14 protein-coding genes are annotated in these 23300 nt (G+C 53.4%); 10 read left to right on the forward strand and 4 right to left on the reverse strand.

Going from position 1 to position 23300, the window contains the following annotated elements:
- The first annotated feature begins 44 nt into the window (after window positions 1–44).
- The 10 genes from G604_RS0102925 to G604_RS0102970 all read left to right on the forward strand — a co-directional run bounded on the left by G604_RS0102925 (window position 45) and on the right by G604_RS0102970 (window position 18683).
- Window positions 45–3107 (forward strand): SusC/RagA family TonB-linked outer membrane protein, encoded by a 3063-nt coding sequence (locus G604_RS0102925; RefSeq protein ID WP_028909243.1) that lies wholly within the window; start codon window positions 45–47, stop codon window positions 3105–3107.
- 18 nt (window positions 3108–3125) lie between these two features.
- Window positions 3126–4790, forward strand: coding sequence for a RagB/SusD family nutrient uptake outer membrane protein (locus tag G604_RS0102930; RefSeq protein ID WP_028909244.1), 1665 nt, complete (start codon window positions 3126–3128; stop codon window positions 4788–4790).
- A 117-nt stretch (window positions 4791–4907) separates the two neighbouring features.
- Window positions 4908–6092 (forward strand): SusE domain-containing protein, encoded by a 1185-nt coding sequence (locus tag G604_RS0102935; protein ID WP_028909245.1) that lies wholly within the window; start codon window positions 4908–4910, stop codon window positions 6090–6092.
- Between the two features lie 12 nt (window positions 6093–6104).
- Window positions 6105–7073 carry a hypothetical protein gene (locus G604_RS0102940; protein WP_028909246.1) on the forward strand — a complete coding sequence of 323 codons (969 nt, stop codon included), beginning with the start codon at window positions 6105–6107 and terminating at the stop codon, window positions 7071–7073.
- A gap of 194 nt (window positions 7074–7267) precedes the next feature.
- The gene (locus G604_RS0102945; protein ID WP_028909247.1) at window positions 7268–8293 is read left to right on the forward strand and encodes a LacI family DNA-binding transcriptional regulator; all 1026 of its coding nucleotides are present in this window, start codon (window positions 7268–7270) and stop codon (window positions 8291–8293) included.
- A 99-nt stretch (window positions 8294–8392) separates the two neighbouring features.
- On the forward strand, window positions 8393–9718 hold the full coding sequence (locus tag G604_RS0102950; RefSeq protein WP_028909248.1) for an MFS transporter: 1326 nt from the start codon (window positions 8393–8395) through the stop codon (window positions 9716–9718).
- Window positions 9719–9902: 184 nt separating this feature from the next.
- A complete protein-coding gene (locus tag G604_RS0102955; RefSeq protein ID WP_028909249.1) occupies window positions 9903–12587 on the forward strand; it encodes a 4-alpha-glucanotransferase in 2685 nt (894 codons plus the stop codon).
- A 15-nt stretch (window positions 12588–12602) separates the two neighbouring features.
- Entirely contained in the window at window positions 12603–14741 is a 2139-nt protein-coding gene (locus G604_RS0102960; RefSeq protein ID WP_028909250.1) for a glycoside hydrolase family 97 protein, read from the forward strand.
- A 66-nt stretch (window positions 14742–14807) separates the two neighbouring features.
- The gene (gene pulA, locus G604_RS0102965) at window positions 14808–16808 is read left to right on the forward strand and encodes a type I pullulanase (RefSeq protein ID WP_028909251.1); all 2001 of its coding nucleotides are present in this window, start codon (window positions 14808–14810) and stop codon (window positions 16806–16808) included.
- Window positions 16809–16811: 3 nt separating this feature from the next.
- Window positions 16812–18683 carry a glycoside hydrolase family 13 protein gene (locus tag G604_RS0102970; RefSeq protein ID WP_028909252.1) on the forward strand — a complete coding sequence of 624 codons (1872 nt, stop codon included), beginning with the start codon at window positions 16812–16814 and terminating at the stop codon, window positions 18681–18683.
- Between the two features lie 131 nt (window positions 18684–18814).
- On the opposite strand, the gene G604_RS0102975 is transcribed toward G604_RS0102970, so the two are convergent.
- The 4 genes from G604_RS0102975 to G604_RS0102990 form a co-directional block, all read right to left on the reverse strand.
- Window positions 18815–19771: a M23 family metallopeptidase gene (locus tag G604_RS0102975; protein ID WP_028909253.1), complete on the reverse strand. Its 957-nt coding sequence runs from the start codon at window positions 19769–19771 to the stop codon at window positions 18815–18817.
- A gap of 131 nt (window positions 19772–19902) precedes the next feature.
- Window positions 19903–22002 carry an ATP-dependent DNA helicase RecG gene (gene recG / locus G604_RS0102980; protein WP_028909254.1) on the reverse strand — a complete coding sequence of 700 codons (2100 nt, stop codon included), beginning with the start codon at window positions 22000–22002 and terminating at the stop codon, window positions 19903–19905.
- Window positions 21999–22661 carry a 2-C-methyl-D-erythritol 4-phosphate cytidylyltransferase gene (locus tag G604_RS0102985; protein WP_028909255.1) on the reverse strand — a complete coding sequence of 221 codons (663 nt, stop codon included), beginning with the start codon at window positions 22659–22661 and terminating at the stop codon, window positions 21999–22001. The genes recG and G604_RS0102985 overlap by 4 nt, the downstream gene beginning before the upstream one ends.
- Window positions 22658–23227: a DJ-1 family glyoxalase III gene (locus tag G604_RS0102990; protein ID WP_028909256.1), complete on the reverse strand. Its 570-nt coding sequence runs from the start codon at window positions 23225–23227 to the stop codon at window positions 22658–22660. Before G604_RS0102990 ends, G604_RS0102985 begins: the two co-directional genes overlap by 4 nt.
- Between the last annotated feature and the right edge of the window lie 73 nt (window positions 23228–23300).

Consider the following 23300-nt stretch of genomic DNA (forward strand, 5'->3'; position numbering starts at 1 on the left):
TAACTGAAAACAAATATACTAACGTTAACTAAAAGATCAAGCAAATGATGAAGCAGGTAAAATTTAAGATGCCGCTACGAATGCTGACCCTCGCAGGAGGATTGCTTCTGGCAGCAAGTTCCTTTGCACAGTCAGGTGCCATCAAGGGACAAGTCAAGGATGCTTCCGGCGAGCCTGTCATGGGTGCCACGATCACTGCCAATGGCAAGACCGTAGGTATCACGGACATGGACGGTAATTACTCCGTCGATGTGGCTCCGGGAACAAAGCTGACCATCTCCTATCTGGGTATGGCAACGCAGACCGTCACCGCCGGCAGCAATGCCGTCACCGTGATGAAGGCCGATGAGAAGACCTTGAATGATGTCGTCGTCATCGGTTACGGTGTTGCCAAAAAGACCGACCTGACGGGATCTGTCACGGCCATCACGCCGGACAGCAAGAATAAGGGTCTCGTGGTCAACGCCCAGGACATGATCGAGGGTAAGGTGGCTGGTGTGAACGTCACCTCCGCCGGTGGTACTCCTGGTGCAGGCGCAACGATCCGTATCCGTGGCGGTGCCTCTCTGAACGCCTCCAACGACCCGTTGATCGTCATCGATGGTGTCGCTATGGATAACAACGGTGTCAAAGGTTTGGCCAACCCGCTGAGTATGGTCAACCCGCAGGATATCGAGTCCTTCACCGTTTTGAAGGACGCTTCCGCCACTGCTATCTATGGTAGCCGTGGTTCTAACGGTGTCATCATCATCACCACGAAGAAGGGTCATGGCGGTACGAAGGTATCTTATAATGGTAGCTTCACCGTCAGCACGAAACGTAAGACCCTCGATGTTATGAACGGCGATGAGTACCGCGACTATATCGCCAACAAGTTTGGCAAGGACAGTGAGGCCTACAAACTCCTCGGCGATGCCAATACCGACTGGCAGGATGAGATCTACCGTACGGCCCTGAGCCACGATCACGCCATCACCGTCAGCGGTACTATCGGTAAGGTCCTTCCTTACCGTGTCAGCGGTGGTTATACCAACCAGCAGGGTATTCTGAAGACGTCTGACTTCCAGCGTTTCACCGGATCATTGAACTTGAACCCGTCTCTCCTCGACGACCACTTGAAGATCAACTTCAACGCCAAGGGCATGTGGGCCAAGAGCCGTTATGCCAACACGAGTGCCGTCAGTGCTGCCCTCTATATGGACCCGACGCATAGCGTTGTGGATGATACCTTCACCGGGCATGAGAATTTCCACAACTACTTTGCCTGGCTTAACAATACGAGCGTAACGTCTCCCGTCAACTGGTATCTGCAGAACACCAACGCTCCTGAGAACCCGGTAGCCCTGCTCAACGAGAAGGACGACCGCGCCATCAGCCGTGATATGATCCTCAGTGGTGATGTCGACTATAAGATCCACGGCTTCGAGGACCTGCACCTGCATGCCAGCGGCGGTATCGATATCGCTTACGGTGAGCAAAACACCGATATCACTCCGTACAGTCCGGAGGCTTCCTTCTATGGCAGCTATGGCTTCGACCGCGTCCTGAAGCGTAACTATCAGGGTAGTGTCTACGCCCTCTATACCCATGACTTCAACGACAAGGCCAAGAACCACTTCGACATCATGGGTGGTGCCGAGGAGTCTCACTACTGGAGAAACGAGCACAGCCGTTATCTCTCTTACACCGATGCCTACGACGGAACGCGCAGCAATGTATATACGGATACTGGTGTCGATTATGACGGCGACGGCGTCAAGGACGACTACCACTATAAGACTGAGAACTACCTCGTCTCTTACTTCGGTCGTGCCAACTGGAGTCTCATGGACCGCTACTTCCTCACCGCTACGTTCCGTGCCGATGGTTCTTCCCGCTTCAAGGATCACTGGGGCTACTTCCCCTCTACGGCCTTCATGTGGAAGATCAAGGATGAGAACAAGTTCCGTGAGATAAAATGGCTCGACGCCCTGAACCTCCGTCTCGGTTGGGGTCAGACCGGTCAGCAGGAAGGTATTGGCGACTACGGCTATTTTGCCAACTACACCATGAATACAGGTGAAGGTTCTTACTACTATGTGGTAGGTAACGGTAAACTCGTCCGCCCGAACGTCTACAACCCGGAACTGACCTGGGAGACCACAACAACCTACAACATCGGTCTCGACTGGGCTGTCCTGCAGCGCCGCCTCAGCGGTACGTTGGACTGGTACTATCGTAAGACCACGGACCTGATCAACACCGTGGCTATTCCTGCCGGCTCCAACTATCAGAACACCGTTACCTCCAACATCGGTGACATGAGCAACACCGGTTTCGAGGCTTCCGTGAAGTGGGTCGTTCTCGACAACAAGGACTGGAACTGGACCTTGGATTATAACTTCACCTATAATCATAATAAGATCACGAAGTTGATGAGTGACGAGAAGGGCTACTATGTACTCACCGGTGGTATCTCCTCCGGTACGGGTAACAGCTGTCAGGCTCAGAGTGTCGGCCACGCCGCCAACTCCTTCTTCGTCTATCAGCAGGTCTATGACAAGGACGGCAAGCCCATCGAGGGTGCCGTCGTCGACCGCAACGGTGATGGTCAGATCACTACTGCCGACCGTTACTTCTACAAGAGTCCTACGGCTCCTGTTACCATGGGTCTGAGCTCTCGTCTGGAGTATAAGAACTGGGATCTTGGCATGACCTTCCGTGCTTCCCTTGGCAACTACGTCTTCAACGACCTTGCCGCCGGTATGGCCAACTGCAGTACTGATGCTATTATGCAAAACGTCAATGGCGCATTCGTACAGAACCGTCTGCTGAGCGCCGTGAGCGACAACTGGCAGTCCTACGCCGTCACTTCTGTCCTCTCCGACCGTTGGGTACAGAACGCCAGCTTCTTGAAGTGTGACAATATCACGCTGGGTTACTCCTTCGACAATCTGTTCCGTACCGCCGGCTATCATGGCCTCTCCGGCCGTGTCTACGGTTCCGTGAGCAACGTCTTCACCATCACCAACTATGACGGTATTGATCCTGAGGTCTACGGAGGTATCGACAACAACGTCTATCCGCGTCCTATCTCCTTCATCCTGGGTCTTAACTTGAATTTCTAAACTCTAACAGAAGCAACAATGAAAAATTATCTGAAATATATCATACCTTCAGCAGTTGCTGTCGTGGCTATGGGCTTTGCTTCCTGCGCCAACGACCTTGACGTTACGCCAATCGATCCTAACCAGACGACGACCGGTGATAACCTTGCCGACAACCTGCTGAACAAGTGCTACGCCAACATGGCTGTAGCCGGACAGGGTGGTGCCAACGGTGACTGCGATATCACAGGCCTCGACGGCGGTACGACCGGTTTCGTCCGTCAGCTTTTCAACTCCCAGGATCTGACCACAGATATGGCCATCTGCGGATGGGGTGATGATGGTATCAAACAGTACGATTACGATCAGTTCTCCGATTCCCACCCAATGCTGAAAGGTTTATACTATCGTTTGTATGCCGGTATCGAATACTGTAACCGATACATCAACGAATATGGCAGCATCGACGCCGAGAAGACGGCCGAGGCCCGTTTCCTTCGTGCTTACTACTACTCTCTGTTGATGGACGGCTGGGGCAACGTGCCGTTCACCACAAAGACTACCGTAGATGATGAAGCAGCCTTCAAGAGCAAAGAGTATCCAAAACAGATTAGCCGCGCCAACCTCTTCAAGTGGGTCGTCAGCGAGCTGCGCGCCATCGAGAACACGCTGAGCGCGCCGACTTCTGCTCCTAATGAGAACGCTTCCGGCTATGGCCGCGCCAATAAGTACACCGACCAGCTTCTGCTCGCCCGTATGTACCTCAACGCCACGGTCTATGCCAAAGAGGATAAGAATGACTCCGCTGCCTTCTATGCTCAGCAGGTCATCCAGAACTCTCCTTACAAGCTCCACAAGACCGCCAAGACATCCAACTGGACGGCTTATCAGGAGCTCTTCATGGGTGACAACGGCCAGAACGGCGCTGCCGAGGAATGTCTCCTCGCCCTGCCGCAGGATGGAAAGAACACGACCTCTTGGGGTACCACACTCTTCATCATGGCTGGTAGCAACAATGGTAAGGAAGACTGGGGTATCAAGGTCAATGGTACTGAGCTGATTGGTAACGGTACAACCCAGGGCTGGGGCGGTAACCGCATGCGCCCGGATATTGTCCGCAAGTTCTTCCCCAACGACGATGCTCCTGAGAATGCTACCGTCAAGCAGATGTACACCGCTGCCGGTGATGACCGTGCCTTAATGTGCAACATCGACCGTAAGTTGGAAAACAGTGAGGTGGGTACCTTTACCAATGGCTATGCTGCCTGCAAGTTCAACAACTATTATACAGATGGTTCCGCTGGTAAAAATACCACTTTCCCCGACTGCGACTTTTTCCTCTTCCGTATTGCAGAGGCTTATCTGACCTACGCAGAGGCTACGGCTCGCGAGAACAAAGATGTGGCAACGGCACAGGGCGTCGCTTATCTGAATGACCTTCGCGCCCGTGCTCACGCTCAGCAGAAGACCGGTTACTCTCTCAGTGACATCTGCGACGAGTGGGCCCGTGAGTTCTACTTCGAAGGCTACCGTCGTACGACCCTCGTTCGCTTCCAGCGCTTCGCCGGAAACGTTAGTTACAACTGGGCTTGGAAGGGTGGTATCGCTAATGGTTCCAACATTGACGAGCACTACAACCTCTTCGCTATCCCTGCTGACGATATCAACGCCAACAAGAACCTCAAGCAGAACCTAGGTTACTAATCAATCGTAAGATACCGTCTTCCTCTGCAGACCGTGACAAGCGGTTGCCTGAAAGAGGAAGATCGGTATCAACGAGAGAAGTAAGAGTTTTTTATATACAACTAAACGTAAAAGACAATGAAATATACAAAGATAACAGCCGGACTCCTGATGGGTGCTGCCCTGTTGTTGAGTGCTTGTGACAGCGATCTCGACAACAATCCGACCCTGCAGACTCCTACCACGTTCAAACTGAACACACCGGCTTACGCCAATGCGAACTTGGATCTGAAGACTTCTTCAGCTCTCGCCTTCTCCTGGTCACAGCCTGACTACGGATTCCCCGCTGAAGTGAACTACCAAATACAACTTGGCAAGTCCGCCACCGCAGCAGACTGGACGACCTCCACGGATGCTGCCGGCGCAGTGGAAAACGGAACGGCCAACTATTCCAATGTAGGAGACGGAGCCAAAGTTTGCAAGACATCGGTTACCGCCAAGGACGTGGCTACAGCACTGCAGCAATTGTACAAATATGAAGAAGGGAAAGTACCGGCTTCACAGACCTTCTATGCAAGAGTACGTGCTATCTATGCCAACGATACCATTTATTCCAATATCGTTGCGTTGACAGCTACACCTTACTATATGGAACTCTCTGACGCCGAAATCGACGAGTGGTACTTAGTAGGTGGTTGTATCGGTGACGGAGGCTGGAGCAATGATAAGGATCATATCGGATCTTCTATCCTTCCGCTTTACCCGGAGCCCGGCCAGACCTATAATAAGAGAACCGGTGTCGGTATACTTACTTATACCGGTTACTTCCCCAAAGGTGGTGAGTTCAAGATTATTCATAAAGCTGGTGACTGGACAACGCAGGTGGCCGGTGGATGGAAATTCTATGAAGGTGGCAACCCCGCCAACATGTCCATGTCAGAAAGTGGCTACTATAAGATCACGCTCGATCCTACCAAGAAGACATGTACCTATGAGAAAGTCAGCAAGCAGGATCCTGCCGTTTACAACGAGATTGATATCGCCGGTGACTTCAACTCTTGGAGCACGACGACAGCCATGAAGCCGGTCAACACCTACTCTGGTGCCGTTAATCACGACTGGTACTTCGATATCGACGCTTCCGCTGGTGCTACAAAGGCGAAGTTCCTCGCTAACCAAGCTTGGACTGTCAACTGGGGCAACACCGACTTCCCATGGGGCGCTGGCACTCAAGACGGCAGTAACGTTTCCGTGAAAGCAGGTAAGTGGCGCGTCCTCTTCAACGACATCACCGGTCAGTATCACTTTATCGCACTAAAATAAACAGACAAAGAAATGAAAAAGTCAATCATATTAGCACTCGGCGTTGCCGCCCTTACCCTCGCCAGTTGTTCCAACGACGCCTACGAGGGATGGGCTGAGCCGCAGAGCAATGCTCAGGAGGATGCCTACACGGTGACCATGACGGCTGCCAGCGCAGGATCCGTAGACTTCAACAACACAACGGACAGTCAGGTGAAGCTGGTCTCCACGACCGTCAACACCACGGCTACCGTTGCCAGCCAGGCCATCGGTCTGAAAGTTTACAATGCCAACAAGAACCTCAGCTACGACCTCGCTGTCGATGCTGAAGGCAATGTCAGCGCTTCTGATCTCACCAAGTATGTCACAGCCCTCTACGGTGAGCAGGAGAGTCAGCTGAGCGTCCCCGTAGAGGTGGTCGACACGATCACCCTCGCCAGCGGCGACGCTTATATCCGCACCTCTGAGGTGTCTGTTCCCGTAACGCTCGCCAAGGTAGCCGCCAGCAACTTCCTCTATATTGGAAGCAAGCGCCTGCGCGTCAACAGCGACAAGACCAACTATGAGGGCTATGCTTATCTCGCAGCCGGCACTTACGACATCAAGGATGCCGACGGTGCTGCCAAGAGCACGGTGACGATTGCCGCTGACGGCTTCTATCAGATCGACGTCAATGCCTCCGACTTCACGGCTACGACTACACAGGTCACGAAGATTGGCCTCATCGGCAACTTTAACAAGTGGGCCGGTGATACGGAGTTGACTTACGACAAGGCTACCGACAACTTCGTTGCTAAAAACGTCACCTTCAAGGATGCTGCAGAATTCAAGATCCGAATGAATGGTGAGTGGACCACGAGCTGGGGCGGACGTATCGACTCCAACGATTTCGGTGATATGACTGCCAGTCAAATAAACCTCAAAATCGCTGCCGGCACGTATGACTTTGCGTTCAAGTTGAACTACGATGGCACGAACACGCTGACCTTCGTGAAGAAGTAAAGATGCTTCATCAAGCACAATAAAAACACGCTCTGTTTCCGGGCGGTGACATCCTCTAAAATGTCGCCGTCCGTTTTTTTTGATCTACGAATGCAATCGTTTGCACAAACTTTTTGGTGACAATTTCTCTTCCATGCAAACGTTTGAACAATTATTCGTATCTTTGCACAAAAGTATTGATAACAAGATCTATTATGAAAGAACCTGTACAAATCACGATGAAAGATATCGCGCGCGACTTGGGCGTGTCGATCGCAACCGTCTCGCGTGCGCTGAAGGACAGTCCGCGTATCAGCACGCAGCAGAAAGAGCGTATACAGGCTTATGCCCGGGAACATAACTTCTATCCGAGTGTCATCGGAGAAGCACTGCGTCATTCGAAGGTCCGTCCTTCCAAGGTCATCGGTGTCATCGTGCCGCAGCTCACCCACTACTATTTCAGCACCATCCTCGCCGGTATCGAGGAGGAAGCACGGGCCCGCGGCTACCAGATCATGGTCGGACAGAGCGAGGACCGTTACGACCAGGAATACAATCTCTGCAGTAATTTCTATAAGAACCGCGTCTGTGGCGTCATCGTCTCTCAGGCGAAGGATACTTTGAAATACGACCATTTCCAGAATTTGCTCGATACGGGCATCCCTGTCATCTTCTATGATCGTATCTGTACGGGTATCGAATGTTCCCGTGTCGTTGTCGACGATTATATGGGTGCCTATACGGCGGTAACCCATCTCATCGACACCGGGTGCAAGCGCATCGCCTATTACGGTACATCCATGCGACTGGAGATCGCCAAGAACCGATACAACGGCTATAAGGATGCTTTACACAAACATGGCCTGGAAGTCGACGACACCCTCGTGCGTCTCTGTGACAACAGGGCCAGTGCCGAAGCCATCACCCCCGACATCATGGACCTCCCCGATCCTCCCGATGCCTTCTTCGCCGTCAACGACGACACGGCCATCGGTATCCTCTACACTGTCAAGCGCCTCGGTTTCCAAGTCCCCGACGAGATCTCCATCTGCGGCTTTACCAATGGCGTGCGAGCCGTCAGCTGCGACCCGATGCTCACCACGGTAGAGCAGCGCGGCCATGCCGTAGGCCAGGAAGCCGCCGATATCCTCATCGGCAAGGTGGAGGGCACGATCCCCATGGACCGCATCGAGAAGCGCATCGTCCGCACCCGTCTCGTCATCCGCGGCACAACGAGATAGTCCCGCCCTCTTCTATAGCGGTCCGTAAAAGTCTATTGCAAGCTATAGAAATCTATTGCGAGCTATAAAAATAAGGAAAAAAACTAAAAGCAAATAATGATGAAGCAAAAACCTGACATGAGTTTCTGGGGCCTATGGAACCTCAGTTTCGGATTCTTCGGCGTGCAGATCGCCTATGCCCTGCAGAGCGCCAATATCTCGCGAATCTTCGCCACCCTCGGCGCTGATCCGCACAACCTCAGTTATTTCTGGATCCTGCCGCCGCTGATGGGTATCATCGTGCAGCCGATCATCGGTACCTGTTCCGATCACACGTGGTGCCGTTTCGGCCGCCGTATCCCTTACCTCTTCATCGGTGCTGCCATCGCCGTCCTCGTGATGTGTCTGCTGCCGAACTCCGGCTCTCTGGGCATGAGCGTGAGCACGGCCATGATCTTCGGACTCTTCATGCTGATGTTCCTCGACACCTCCATCAACATGGCCATGCAACCGTTTAAGATGCTTGTCGGCGATATGGTCAACGAGAAACAGAAAGGTCTCGCCTACTCCATCCAGTCTTTCCTCTGCAATGCCGGCAGCCTCGTGGGCTATGTCTTCCCGTTCGTCTTCACCTGGTTCGGCATCAGCAACATCGCCCCGAAGGGTGTCGTCCCCGACTCCGTCATCTGGTCATTCTATATCGGCGCCGCCATTCTGATCCTCTGTGTCATCTACACCACGGCGAAAGTCCATGAATGGAATCCGCAGGAATACGCAGAGTATAATGGTGCGTCCGCCGAAGTAAAAAAGGAGGAAGAAGGCAAGGGCGACTGGATCACCCTGCTGAAGAACGCTCCGGCCACCTTCTGGAAAGTCGGTCTCGTACAGTTCTTCTGCTGGTTCGCCTTCATGTATATGTGGACGTATACCAATGGTACCGTTGCTGCCAACTGCTGGGGCGTAGACATGCTTAACGCTAATGCCACACAGACAGAAGGCTATCAGGAAGCCGGCAACTGGGTAGGTATCCTCTTCGCCGTACAGGCCATCGGCTCCGTCATCTGGGCCATGGTTCTCCCGCAGTTCAAGAACCGTAAAGTTGCCTATAGCCTCAGCCTGCTCCTCGGCGCTGTCGGCTTCGCCATGACGGCCTTCGTCACGGATAAGTACATGATGTTCATCCCCTTCCTCCTCATCGGCTGCGCCTGGGCCGCCATGCTCGCCATGCCCTTCACCTTTGTCACGAATGCCCTTCAGGGCTACGGTCACATGGGTGCTTACCTCGGCCTCTTCAACGGTACCATCTGTGTCCCACAGATCGTCGCCGCTGCCATCGGTGGCAGTCTGCTGACCCTCGTAGGCAGTATCCAGAGTAACATGATGATCCTCGCCGGTGTGGCCCTCGTCCTCGGTGCCCTCAGCGTGACGATGATCAAGGAGAAATAATAAAGCCTTACCAACTTCCCCGCCCCAAGAAGGACGGGGAAGTAGAAAATGCAAACGTTTGCATGATTATTCGAACAGTTTGCACAAAATACGAACGACAACCTACGGAATTTTTTCTTACTTTTGAAACATAAAACAAAAAACAGAGAAAAATTTAGAAGATAGGATTAATTACTATCAACCTATGAAGTTAAATGTCAACATCAAATACAACACTGCCTTCGGTGAGGACGTTGTTGTAAACATCTTACAGGAAGATGGAAAAGTCCTGCAATATCGCTTGAAGACTTTGGACGGACATGAGTGGACAGCAGAGCTTGACCTCACGCCCAAGACAAAAGATCTCAACTATTATTATACGATCCAGCGCAACGAGCAGGTTGTCCGCACGGAATGGAAGACCATTCTCCATCGCGTCGAACTGGACACCCTCGGTGATGTCAAGTCGATGCACCTCTATGACCGTTGGAATGACATGCCCGAAGACTCTTATCTCTACAGCAGTGCCTTCACGGAGTGTATCAATCCCCGTCAGCTCTCCCGTCCGGAGAACCGCGGCTATAAGAAGACCGTGCGCCTGATCGTGCGCGCCCCGCAATTGCGTGAGGATGACGTCCTCTATATCGCAGGCGCTGACGAGGTGCTTGGGTCCTGGCAGATCGACAAGGGCATTGCCATGACCCAGCATAACTACAACGAATGGATTGTAGACCTCGACGGAGCCTATTTCGCCGGTCACCACATGGAGTTCAAATTTGCTGCTTGCAACCAGAAGAAAGGCAAGACGTCCGCAATCTGGGAGATTGCCGCCAACCGCTATATCGATGTACCAAAGATGACGGCTGGCCAGGTGGAAGTCTACGACATGGATATGGCTTTCTTCGATATCTGGAACCGCAAGCTCGCCGGAACCCTCGTACCCGTCTTCTCCCTCCGTTCAAAGACTTCTTTCGGCGTCGGTGACTTCGGTGACCTGAAGAAGATGATCGACTTCGTCGCCCTCACCCACCAGCGTGTCCTCCAGGTGCTGCCGATCAACGACACGACGACGACGCACACCTGGACCGACTCCTATCCTTACAGTTGTATCTCGATCTTCGCCCTTCATCCGCAGTATGCCGACTTCACGGCCCTGCCCGCACTGAAAGACGAGAAGAAGCGTGCGCACTATGAGGCGCTGCGCCAGGCGCTCAACGCCCTGAAGCAGATTGACTACGAGAAAGTCAACGATACGAAGATCGCTTATCTCAAGGATCTCTTCGCACAGGAAGGCAAGCAGGTCCTCGCCTCCGCTGCCTTTAAGAAATTCTTCGAGGAGGACAAGCGCTGGCTCGTCCCTTATGCTTACTACTGCGTACTGCGCGACGAGAACGGCACCGCCGACTTCAGTCAGTGGAAAGACCATAACCTCTGGGACGAGAAAGACCGCAAGGCCCTCGAGGATCCCAAGAGTGCTATATATAATAAGGTGGCATTCTGGTATTATGTCCAGTATATCCTCAATACACAGATGGCCGACGCCCATGATTACGCCCGCAAGAAAGGCGTTATCCTCAAGGGTGATATCCCTATCGGCGTCAACCGCTACGGCTGTGACGTATGGATGGAGCCAAACTACTTCAATCTCAACGGCCAGGCCGGCGCTCCGCCCGATGACTTCTCCGTCAACGGCCAGAACTGGGGCTTCCCGACGTACAACTGGGACGCTATGATCGCCGACGGCTGCCAGTGGTGGATCCGTCGCTTCCAGAACATGCAGAAGTTCTTCGACGCTTACCGTATCGACCATGTCCTCGGATTCTTCCGTATCTGGGAGATTCCTATCAATGCCGTCCACGGACTGCTCGGCCAGTTTGCTCCGGCCCTCGGCATGACCGCCGACGAGATCCGCGGCTATGGTCTGAACTTCCAGGAGGAGCGCTTCACGGAGCCCTTCATCACCGACTGGGTGCTTGATCGTATCTTCCACGACCGTGCCGATGAGGTCCGCAAGCAGTATCTCGACCGTATCGACGACGAGCGTTATCAGATGAAGCCCGAATACGACACGCAGAAGAAGATCGAGAAGCTCTTCGCCGGTGTCACCGACCAGAAAGAGCTCGATTTCCGCGATGGCCTCTACAGCCTCATCAGTGATGTGCTCTTCGTCCGTGACCGTAAGGATAAGAACAAGTTCCATCCGCGTATCTCCGCACAGTTCGACTTCATCTACGAGAGTCTCTACGATAATGATAAGGGCGCTTTCAACCGCCTGTACAACGACTACTTCTATCGCCGCAACAACCAGTTCTGGTATAATGAGGCCATGAAGAAGTTGCCGAAGCTCGTTGCTGCCACCCGTATGCTCGTCTGCGCCGAAGACCTCGGTATGGTTCCCGATTGTGTGCCATGGGTGATGAACGAGCTGAAGATCCTCTCCCTCGAGCTGCAGAGCATGCCGAAGGATCCGCACGTACGCTTCGGCCATCTGAGCCGTAATCCCTACCGCTCTGTCTGCACCATCTCCTCCCACGATATGCCGACACTGCGTCAGTGGTGGGACGAAGACTGGGACCGCACGCAGGAATATTACAACACGATGCTCTACCGTGGTGGCGCCGCTCCCCACCCACTGCCGGGTTGGCTGGCCAAGGATATCATCGCCCGTCATCTCACCTGTCCGTCTATGCTCTGTATCTTGAGTATCCAGGACTGGCTGGCTATGGATGAGAGCCTACGTCTCCCCGATGCCAATGCCGAGCGTATCAATATCCCCGCTAATCCGCATCACTACTGGCGTTATCGTGTCCATCTGAACATTGAGGATCTCATCAAGAACAAGCACTTCGTGGAAGAGATCTCCGAACTCATCCAAATGGCCGGAAGATAAAGAAAACAAGAAAAAATGAAAAAACTAACAACCCTCATAGCCCTTGCGCTCCTTCCATTGGCAGCGCTGGCACAGACGGTGAAATCGCCCAATGGCAAGATCGCCGTCACATTCTCCCTCTCTCCGTCGGGACAGCCGACGTATGAGATGACGTATAAAGGCAAAGAGGTGGTGAAACCTTCCCACCTCGGCCTTGAACTCGCCAAGGACAAGCACGCCACGAAAGGTCTCCAGGAGACATCCCTGATGGATGGCTTCTCGGAGACCGACAGCAAGACTTCTACCTTCGACGAGACATGGACGCCCGTGTGGGGCCAGTACGGTAAGATCCGCAACCACTACAACGAGATGGCTGTTGACCTTACGCAGAAAGGCACCACGCGCAAGATGACGATCCGTTTCCGTGTCTACGATATCGGTATGGGCCTGCGCTACGAGTTCCCGCAGCAGGACTCCCTCGTATATTTCGTCATCAAGGACGAGCACACCCAGTTTGCCATGACCGGTGATCACACCGCATGGTGGCTTCCCGGCGATTACGACACGCAGGAGCAGGAGACGCAGGAGAGCAAACTCTCTGAGATCCGCTCCCGTTTCCACGATGCCGTCAACTGGAGCAACTCCTCCGTGGATGTCTTCTCTCCCACGGGTGTACAGACCGCGCTACAGATGAAGACGAAAGACGGACTGTATATCAACATCCATGAGGCCGCCTGCATCAACTACTCCACGATGCATCTGAACCTCGATGATAAGAACATGGTCTTCGAGAGTTGGCTGACACCTGATGCCACGGGCATGAAAGGCTATCTGCAGGCACCGTGCCACACGCCGTGGCGTACCGTTGCCGTCAGCGATGACGCACGTGACATGCTCGGCGAGGCCAACAACATGATCTACAACCTCAATGAGCCGTGTAAGCTCACGGATACCTCCTGGATCCATCCCACAAAATACTGTGGCGTCTGGTGGGAGATGATCGTCGGCAAGAATACATGGAGCTATACCAATGACTTCCCCTCTGTCCAGCTCGGTGTCACCGACTACAGTAAGGCAAAGCCCAACGGCACCCATGGCGCCAACAATGCCGAAGTCCGTAAATATATTGACTTCGCAGCTGCCAACGGCCTCTCTGAGGTCCTCGTAGAAGGCTGGAATGAAGGTTGGGAAGACTGGTTCGGTCACAGCAAGGACTATGTCTTTGATTTCGTCACGCCGTATCCCGACTTCGATATCAAGGCCCTCAACGATTATGCCCACAGCAAGGGCGTGAAGCTGATGATGCATCACGAGACTTCCTCCAGCGTTGTCAACTACGAGCGCCATTTGGAGGATGCCTACAACCTGATGAATAAATACGGTTATGATGCCGTAAAGAGTGGTTATGTCGGCGATATCATCCCTCGTGGCGATCATCATTTCTCTCAGGAGATGAACAACCATTATCTACGTTGCGTCACGGAAGCCGCAAAACATCATATCATGGTCAATGCCCATGAGGCCACGCGTCCTACAGGTATCGCCCGCACCTATCCTAACTGGGTAGGCAACGAGAGCGCCCGCGGTACGGAGTATGAGGCTTTCGGTGGCAGCTATCCCAATCACACCGTCATCCTTCCGTTCACCCGTCTGCAGGGTGGTCCGATGGACTATACGCCGGGAATCCTCGAGACACAGCTGAAGACTTGGAGCAATAACACCTCTTATGTCCACACGACACTCGTTGGTCAGCTCGCTATCTATATGGTGATGTGGGGGCCGCTGCAGATGGCAGCAGACCTGCCCGAGAACTACGAGAAGTACAAGGATGCCTTCCAGTTCATCAAGGATGTCGCCGTAGACTGGTCCGACAGTAAGTATCTCGAGGCCGAACCCGCCCGTTATATCACCGTTGCCCGTAAGGCAAAAGGCACCGACAACTGGTTCGTTGGTGGCAAGTGCGACGAGCACGGACACCAGAGTACGGTGAAGTTCGACTTCCTCGATAAAGGCCGCAAGTACGAGGCTACCATCTATGCTGACGGCAAGGATGCCTCCTACGACAAGAACCCGAAGGCTTACATCATCACCAAGAAAACCATCAAGCGTGGTGATGTGCTGAAGCTCACGGAAGCTCCCGGTGGCGGTTTCGCCATCTCCCTGAAAGCCCTGTAATCATTTTTCTCCACTGTTCGGAACATGATAAATCATGTCCCTACAGTGGAACAAAACATTTATAACATGACGATCAAACAACTAACCTTTGCATGTTTCGCAATGCTCACGACCCATCTGTCTGCTTTGGCACAGGACTTCACGTTCAACGAGATGTCCTATAGTCCGAAGCAGACTGTTTTTTATCTCAACGCCCCCACACGGCCTGTTGTCCGCCTCTATGCCGAAGGACAGGGAGGGAAAGTGCTGAAGACCGTGAAGATGAAAGCCGCCGGGAAAGACCAGTGGACGGCGACCGTCAAGGGCGACCAGAAGGGTAAGTTCTATACTTTCGATGCCGGTCACGGCGAGACACCGGGTGTCTTTGCCAAAGCTGTTGGAGTCAACGGCCGTCGCGGCGCTATCCTCGATCTGAAGACCACCGATCCTGAAGGCTGGAACGACGACCATATCCTCACCGTTCCCGGCACGACAACCTACGGAACAAGCACGACAAATGCAACGAACTTCACCACGCCGAACTTCAGTAACCTCGTAGTCTACGAGATGCATTTCCGTGATTTCTCCATCGCCAGGAATATCAACCTCGACCCGAAGGACTTCCATGTGAAGCGGCAGAGCACGCAATACCCCGGCAAGTTCCTCGCCCTCACGGAGCCGTGGGCTATCAACTATCTGAAGGACCTCGGCGTCAATGCCGTCCATATCCTCCCCTCCTTCGACTATGCCAGCGTCGATGAGACCAAGCTCGACACGCCGCAGTACAACTGGGGCTATGACCCATTAAACTATAATGTGCCCGAAGGCAGTTACAGTACCGATCCTTATACGCCCGCCACACGCATCAAGGAGTTTAAGGAGATGGTTGCCGCGCTCCACAAGGGTGGTATCCGTGTCATCCTCGACGTGGTCTACAACCACACCTCCGATCTCGACCACAGTAATTTCCAGCTCACCTGGCCGAACGCCTACTATCGTTTCACCGCCGACGGCAAGCCGAGCAATGGCAGCGGCTGTGGCAACGAGACAGCCTCTGACCAACAGATCATGCACGACTTCATGCTGCAGAGCGTAAAATACTGGGCAGAGAACTACCACATCGACGGTTTCCGTTTCGATCTGATGGGTGTCCATGACATCAACACGATGAACGACATCCGCAAGGAGCTCACGGACATCAACCCGAATATCTTCATCTACGGCGAAGGCTGGAGTGCCGGCAGCTGCGCCTATCCGCAGGACAAACTCGCCATGAAGGTCAACACGCCACAGATGCCCGGCATCGCCGCCTTCAGCGACGATCTTCGTGACGCCCTCCGTGGGCCTTTCAGCGACGATCATCAGGGCGCTTTCCTTGCGGGCCTCGCCGGCAGTGAGGAGAGTGTGAAAGCCGGTATCGCCGGTATGATCGCCCATCCGCAGGTAGACTACAGCAAAGTCAACTACAGCAAACAGCCGTGGTGCAACGAGCCGACACAGATGATTGCCTATGTCAGCTGTCATGATGATATGTGTCTCGTCGACCGTCTGAAGGCCTCTATCCCGAATATCACCACCGATGAGCTCATCCGTCTCGACGAACTGGCCCAGACGGCCGTCTTCACTTCCCAGGGCGTGCCCTTCATGCTCAGCGGTGAGGAGATGCTGCGGGATAAGAAAGGTGTACACAACAGTTTCAACTCTCCCGACAGTATCAACGAGCTCAACTGGAACAACCCGCTGCGCTATCCGCAGGTCTTCACCTATTATAAAGGCCTCATCGCCCTGCGCAAGAACCACCCCGCTTTCCGTCTCGGCCATGCAGACCTCGTTCGTCAGCATCTCGAGTTCCTTCCGTCACAGAACGCCCTCGTCGCTTTCCGTCTGAAAGACCATGCCGGTGGCGACAGTTGGAAGAATATCATCGTTGTCCTCAACGGCAACAAGGACGCCAAGGAAGTCACTGTTCCCGAAGGACAATACACCGTAGTGGCCTGCGACGGACAGATCGATGAGAATGGCCTTGACACCATCAACGGCGGAAAGGTCGTCGTCGACGGACAGAGTGCGCTGATTATTAAACAATAAAATATGAATAAGAAAATGATTTGCTTAGGGCTGAACCTCCTTCTTGGCTTAGCCTATTGCTCACCGATGGACGCCGTAGGAAAGGCGGCGCCGGTGAACATCAACCGCATTGATCCTACGAACTGGTTCGTAGGCATGAAAGATCCGTCCCTGCAACTGATGGTCTACGGCAAGGACGTGAAGAACGTGAAGAACGTGACCACTGACTATGCCGGTGTAAAGGTCGACTCCGTCGTCCGTCTCGACTCCCCCAATTACCTTCTGATCTATCTGAATGTCAAGGACGCGAAAGCCGGAGAGATGACGCTGAACTTCGACGGCAAGAAAGTAAAGTACACGTTGAAGAACCGTACGATGAAAGGTGAGGATCATAAAGGCTTCAGCAATGCCGATGTCCTCTATCTCCTCATGCCCGACCGCTTCGCCAATGGCAATACGAAGAATGATGTCATCAAGGGACTCCGCGACCAGGCCTGCGACCGCACAAAGCCGAGTCTGCGCCACGGCGGTGACCTCGCGGGTATCGAGAAGCACCTCGATTATTTCCAGCAGCTCGGAGTCACGGCACTGTGGTTTACGCCGATCCTGGAAAACAACTGGCCCAACGACCATGGCGTGAACAGCAGCTATCACGGTTATGCCACCACCGATTATTATAAGGTAGACCCGCGCTTCGGTACGAACGCCGAATATCAGAAGCTCATCGCCGAATGTCATCAGAAAGGCCTGAAGGTCGTGATGGATATGATCTTCAACCACTGCAGCGATTATCATCCCTGGAACCTCGACGCTCCGTCAAAAGACTGGTTCAACAATCCCCATTACGGTCTGCAGACAAGCTATAAGCTCACGCCCGTCCTCGATCCCTATGCCTCACAGGTCGACAAGCGTGAGACCGTTGACGGTTGGTTCGTGCCCTCCATGCCCGATCTCAACCAGCGGAATCCCCATGTCATCAAATATCTTATCCAGAACAGTGAATGGTGGATTGAGACGGCCAATATCGACGGCATCCGCATGGATACCTATCCCTACGCCGACCGCCAGGCCATGAGTCTATGGATGAAGACCCTCGACACGGAATATCCCAACTTCAATACTGTCGGTGAGACTTGGGTCACCGAGCCCGCCTACACTGCTGCCTGGCAGAAAGACTCCAAGCTCAGCGAAACGAACAGCTATCTGAAGACCGTCATGGACTTCTCTTTCTTCGACAAGCTCAACCAGGCCAAGCACGAGGAGACCGATGACTGGTGGAAAGGTCTGAACCGCATCTACAACTCCGTCTGTTACGATTACCTCTATCCTAACCCGTCGAGCGTCCTCGCGTTCATTGAGAACCACGATACCGACCGCTTCCTCGGCAATGGCAAAGACTCCACGGCCCTGAAGCAGGCCCTCGCCCTGTTGCTGACGATGAACCGCATCCCTCAGCTCTACTACGGTACGGAAGTACTCATGAACGGCACGAAAGAGGTTACCGACGGTAATGTCCGTAAAGACTTCCCCGGTGGCTTCCCCGGTGATACCCATAACTGCTTCACCGCTGCCGGCCGTACGAAAGCCGAGAACGAGATGTTCAATTGGGTCAGCAAGCTCCTCCACTGGCGTCAGGGCAATGAGGTCATCAGCAAAGGCAAACAGACACAGTTCATCCCTTGGAAGGGCGTCTATGTCCTCTGCCGTCAGTATAACGGCAAGACGGTCATGACGATCCTCAACGGCAAGCGCAGTGACAACGAGCTGCAGGTCGCCCGTTATGCCGAAGTCATCGGTGACCACCAGGAAGCCACGGATGTCGAGACCGGCGAGAAGGTTGACTTAACGAAGAATGTCAAGCTCAGCCAACGCCAGGCATTGATATTGGAATTTTAAACAAAAAAGCCGCCCGCCGAGACTCACGTTCCGGCGGACGGTTATTTTTGAAATTGGATTTAAACTTTCTATTGTTATCCCTACAACATCTTGAAATAATAACTCAGAGAGTATCTAAAAAAATATATAGGTTATGAGAATTTAATCACTTGTCCGGGTTTCAGCTTCGTGTCCTTAGAGAAACCATTCAGCTGACAGAGACGGGCCACAGAGACCCCACGCTTGCGGGCGATGCTCTCCAACGTCTCTCCACGCTTGACGAAGTGGATACCACCCTCGCTCGGCGTACCGATCATGATCGGCTCATCCTCCTTGGCCTCAGCAACCTCGCCGCGCACTTCAGCACGACTGTAGCCACCGTTGCCCACCTTACCACGCAGACGCGTAGCCTCAGCGCTCATATCGTCAATCTTGTCCTCATCATAGGTGAAGAAGTTGCTGACGATATCCTGATGACGGAAGTCAAAGATAATGGCGGGATTGATAGCCACACCACACAGACGTGTCTCGAAATGAAGATGGGAACCTGTGCTGCGGCCCGTGTTACCACCGAGGCCGATGACTTCACCAGCCTTCACTTCCTGTCCCTCATGCACGAGCTGTGCGGAGAGATGGCCGTAAATCGTCTCCAGGCCATTATAATGACGGACAACGATATACTTACCATAACCTGCGCCCTCGTAACGCACGATGCGGACCTTGCCGTCCCATGCGCAGCGGATGCTGTCGCCGATATATACCTTAATGTCAAGTCCTTTATGCTGACGACCCCAACGGTAACCGAAATTGGACGTTACCACACGGGAAGGCGTCGGCATACAGAAATGGCGACAATCAATTTTAATATGATTGGGAATAGGAGTGGCTTTATGAACGTATTTGTTATCGAAATCTCCGTAAAGGTCAGCAGCCGGATTTTCATGCTCTTCTTTTACCTTCAAATCCTGAAGTTCTATAGGGTCTACCACCTTAGCTCGTCGGTCTACGGGAGCCTGGCGTGCCAACAGATCCTGGGCAAAGGAAGGAGCTGCTGATAACGCAAACAGCAATACTACGGAGATTTTCTTTATATTCTTTTCTAAACGCATAAGCTTCTTTTTAGGTTCATCGTCAATCAACATGATTGCCAAAAGACTTGACAAAGATAGCAAAAAAATTTCATATTTATGTTGTTTGCGTTACCATATTAACATTATTTTTTGCCGTTTAACAAAAAACGTCAAGAAATTGCCGACCAATTCTCATTTGTTCTCCTCAGTTCGCGCAAACGGTCCCAAAGCATCTGATATTCGGCCATTTGTCCCTGAGGATCTTCCCGGAGTACTTTTTCCGCCTCTTCACGGGCCAGGGCGATGAGTTGTCCGTCTTGTGCGAGATTGGCAATTTTCAGGTCGAAAGCGATACCGCTCTGTTGCGTTCCCTCGAGATCCCCGGGGCCGCGGAGCTTCAGATCAGCCTCCGCAATACGGAAGCCATCATTGGTCTCACACATAATATCAATACGTTTCCTCGTTTCGGAAGAGAGTTTATATCCCGTGACGAGGATACAGAAACTCTGGTCGGCCCCACGGCCCACACGTCCGCGGAGCTGATGCAGCTGACTCAGTCCGAAGCGGTCAGCGTCGAGGATGACCATGACGGAGGCATTGGGGACATTGACGCCGACCTCGATGACCGTCGTGGCCACGAGGATCTGTGTCTCACCCTTGACGAATTTCTCCATCTCCGCCTCTTTCTCCGCTGCCTTCATCTTTCCGTGGACCTTACTGAGTTGAAACTCGGGAAAGATATCCTTCAGCGCCTCATAGCCCTCTTCGAGATTCTTCAGATCACTCTTCTCGCTCTCCTTGATCAGTGGGAAGACGATATAGGCCTGCCGACCGAGTTTGATCTGCTGACGGATACCATTATATAAAGAGGTGGTCTGGTTGTCATACTTGTGGAGGGTGACGATAGGCTTACGGCCCGGCGGCAGTTCGTCGATGACGCTCACCTCCAGGTCACCATAGATTGTCATGGCGAGGGTCCGCGGGATCGGCGTCGCCGTCATGACGAGGATATGGGGCGGATTCTCATTCTTATGCCACAGGCGGGCACGCTGGGCCACGCCGAAGCGGTGCTGTTCGTCGATGACGGCGACACCGAGGTTCTGAAACACCACATTATCCTCTATGAGGGCATGGGTACCGACGAGGATCTGTATCGTGCCGTCGGCAATGCCGTCGAGGACTTTCTGCCGCCGTTTGCCTTTCACGATTCCCGTGAGGAGTTCCACGCGGATCGGCATACCGTCGAGGAATTCGCGGATGGTCTGCAGATGTTGTTCGGCGAGAATCTCCGTCGGTGCCATGATACACGCCTGGAAACCGTTGTCGAGGGCGATGAGCATCGTCATCAGGGCCACGAGGGTCTTTCCCGAGCCGACATCGCCCTGCAGCAGACGGTTCATCTGTGCCCCGCTGCGCATGTCATCGCGGATCTCGTGCATCACCCGTTTCTGTGCCCCTGTGAGTTCAAAGGGCAGATGATGGGCATAGAAGTCGTTGAAGAGGGCCCCGACATGCCGGAAGATATAGCCGCGGTATTTGTGCTGCCGGTCACTGGCATAACGCAGGATATTGAGTTGTACGAAGAAGAGTTCCTCAAACTTCAGTCGCAGCCGGGCCTTGCTCGTCTCGTCGGCATTCTTCGGATAATGGATCCACGTGAGGGCGGTCTTACGGTCGACCAAGTGGAAATGGGTGATGACGGACTGTGGCAGAGTCTCCGGCACATCAATATTCTGCAACTTCTCCACGAGGGTCTTCGTGAGCTTGTCAATCGACCGGGACGACCACCCGAGTTTCTTCATCCGCTCGGTGGTGTTGTAATAGGGTTGCATGCCCATCTTCGAGAGTTCGATCTTCGAGGCATCCTCGATATCGGGATGGGCAAACTGATATCGTCCGCTATAGACACCCGGTTTTCCAAAAATGATATAGTCTTCACCGACATGATACGTCTTATAGACATATTTAGCGCCGGAGAACCAAACGAGGTCGACGACACCCGTTCCATCGGAGAAATGGGCGACGACCCGTTTCTTACCACCCTGTCCTTGAAACTCATCAAAGGAAAGGATGCGTCCGCGCACCTGTACATAGGGCATCTCACCATTCAGCGAGGAGATCGGATAGATCTTGCTGCGGTCTACATATTTATAAGGGTAGTCTTCGAGCAGGTCACCAAAAGTGTTGATGCCGAGCTCACGGCTCAGCACCTCTTTCTTCCGTGGTCCGACACCGGGAAGATACATGATGTCCTGTTCGAAAAATGTCATGACAGAATAGCTTCAGCGATTTTCAGGTCAAAGGGGGTAGTCAATTTGATATTCTCGCGGTTGCCGTCGACCATCGTCACCGTTTCGCCAAGGGCCTCGACGACGCTGGCATCATCGGTGAACCGCGGACTGTCGGGCTGCGCATAGGCACGCTTGAGGAGCGGGATATCAAAGCACTGCGGCGTCTGAACGAGGCGGTAGTCACTGCGCAGCACATTGCAGTGCCCGGAGACCGAACGAAGGGTCTCAACGACAGGCGTCACGGGAATGACGGCGCGGGCCGAGCGTGCGGTCTCAAAGCAACGGGCGATGACGTCCACGCTCACGAAAGGCCTCACGCCGTCATGGACGGCGACGATGCCTTGGGCGTCCTCGGGGATGAGCCGGAGGCCGTTGCGGATCGAGGCGAAACGAGTATCGCCACCATCAGCGAGCAGGTATTCCTCCCGGAAATCAAACGCCTCACAGAGCTGCTGCCAGTAATCACGTTGGTCATGGGGCAGCACGAGGATGATCTGCAGCTTCCCGGAATATTCCCGGAAGCGGCGTATCGTCCGCATGAGGACAGGGAGGCCGCCAACAGACAGAAACTGCTTCGGGATATCCCCACCCATGCGCAGTCCCTTCCCTCCGGCGGTAATGATCACATAGTCACTCATCGGCGGGCTTCCATGAGATGGGCATATTGCATTTTCTTCTCCAGGGCTTTCACGGCCTCATCACCGACGAAATAGCTCAGGATCTTGTAAGCATAAGGCAGTGTGGCGGCAGGACCCTCACCGGTGATGATCTTGCCGTCTTCCTGGAACAGTTCTCCGGTATATTCGGCACCCGTGAGATATTCCTGGAAACCCGGGGAACAGGTAGCCTTACGGCCTTTCAACAGACCGAGGGAGCCGAGGACCATCGGGGCGGCACAGATGGCACCGATGCGCTTGCCGGCAGCAGCCTGCTTCTGCAGGGCCGCACGGACGCCCTCATGGGCGTTGAGATTCTTCGAGCCGGGCATGCCTCCGGGCAACAGGAGCATGTCGGCATCACTGAGATCAGCGTCCTCAAACTTCAGATCAGCTTTCACAGTGATGCCGTGAGAGGTCTCGACAAACTCGGAACCGGTGACACTCACTGTCTTCACGTCCACGCCTCCGCGACGGAGGATATCTACGGGAGCCAAGCCTTCTATCTCTTCGAAGCCATTGGCCAAAAATTCATACACTTTTGCCATTTGTTCTTGATTATTTTCAAATAAAATTACTACTTTTGCAAAAGTAATGATTTTTTTCGGAAAAAACAAGAGC

Source organism: Prevotella sp. AGR2160 (genome assembly GCF_000424185.1).
GTDB lineage: Bacteria > Bacteroidota > Bacteroidia > Bacteroidales > Bacteroidaceae > Prevotella.

What these genes read in the sequence shown, in the direction of transcription:
- G604_RS0102925 (WP_028909243.1), top strand. Translation starts at nt 45, where the DNA reads ATGATGAAGCAGGTAAAATTTAAGATGCCGCTACGAATGCTGACCCTC.
- G604_RS0102930 (WP_028909244.1), top strand. Translation starts at nt 3,126, where the DNA reads ATGAAAAATTATCTGAAATATATCATACCTTCAGCAGTTGCTGTCGTG.
- G604_RS0102935 (WP_028909245.1), top strand. Translation starts at nt 4,908, where the DNA reads ATGAAATATACAAAGATAACAGCCGGACTCCTGATGGGTGCTGCCCTG.
- G604_RS0102940 (WP_028909246.1), top strand. Translation starts at nt 6,105, where the DNA reads ATGAAAAAGTCAATCATATTAGCACTCGGCGTTGCCGCCCTTACCCTC.
- G604_RS0102945 (WP_028909247.1), top strand. Translation starts at nt 7,268, where the DNA reads ATGAAAGAACCTGTACAAATCACGATGAAAGATATCGCGCGCGACTTG.
- G604_RS0102950 (WP_028909248.1), top strand. Translation starts at nt 8,393, where the DNA reads ATGAAGCAAAAACCTGACATGAGTTTCTGGGGCCTATGGAACCTCAGT.
- G604_RS0102955 (WP_028909249.1), top strand. Translation starts at nt 9,903, where the DNA reads ATGAAGTTAAATGTCAACATCAAATACAACACTGCCTTCGGTGAGGAC.
- G604_RS0102960 (WP_028909250.1), top strand. Translation starts at nt 12,603, where the DNA reads ATGAAAAAACTAACAACCCTCATAGCCCTTGCGCTCCTTCCATTGGCA.
- pulA (WP_028909251.1), top strand. Translation starts at nt 14,808, where the DNA reads ATGACGATCAAACAACTAACCTTTGCATGTTTCGCAATGCTCACGACC.
- G604_RS0102970 (WP_028909252.1), top strand. Translation starts at nt 16,812, where the DNA reads ATGAATAAGAAAATGATTTGCTTAGGGCTGAACCTCCTTCTTGGCTTA.
- G604_RS0102975 (WP_028909253.1), bottom strand. Translation starts at nt 19,771, where the DNA reads ATGCGTTTAGAAAAGAATATAAAGAAAATCTCCGTAGTATTGCTGTTT.
- recG (WP_028909254.1), bottom strand. Translation starts at nt 22,002, where the DNA reads ATGACATTTTTCGAACAGGACATCATGTATCTTCCCGGTGTCGGACCA.
- G604_RS0102985 (WP_028909255.1), bottom strand. Translation starts at nt 22,661, where the DNA reads ATGAGTGACTATGTGATCATTACCGCCGGAGGGAAGGGACTGCGCATG.
- G604_RS0102990 (WP_028909256.1), bottom strand. Translation starts at nt 23,227, where the DNA reads ATGGCAAAAGTGTATGAATTTTTGGCCAATGGCTTCGAAGAGATAGAA.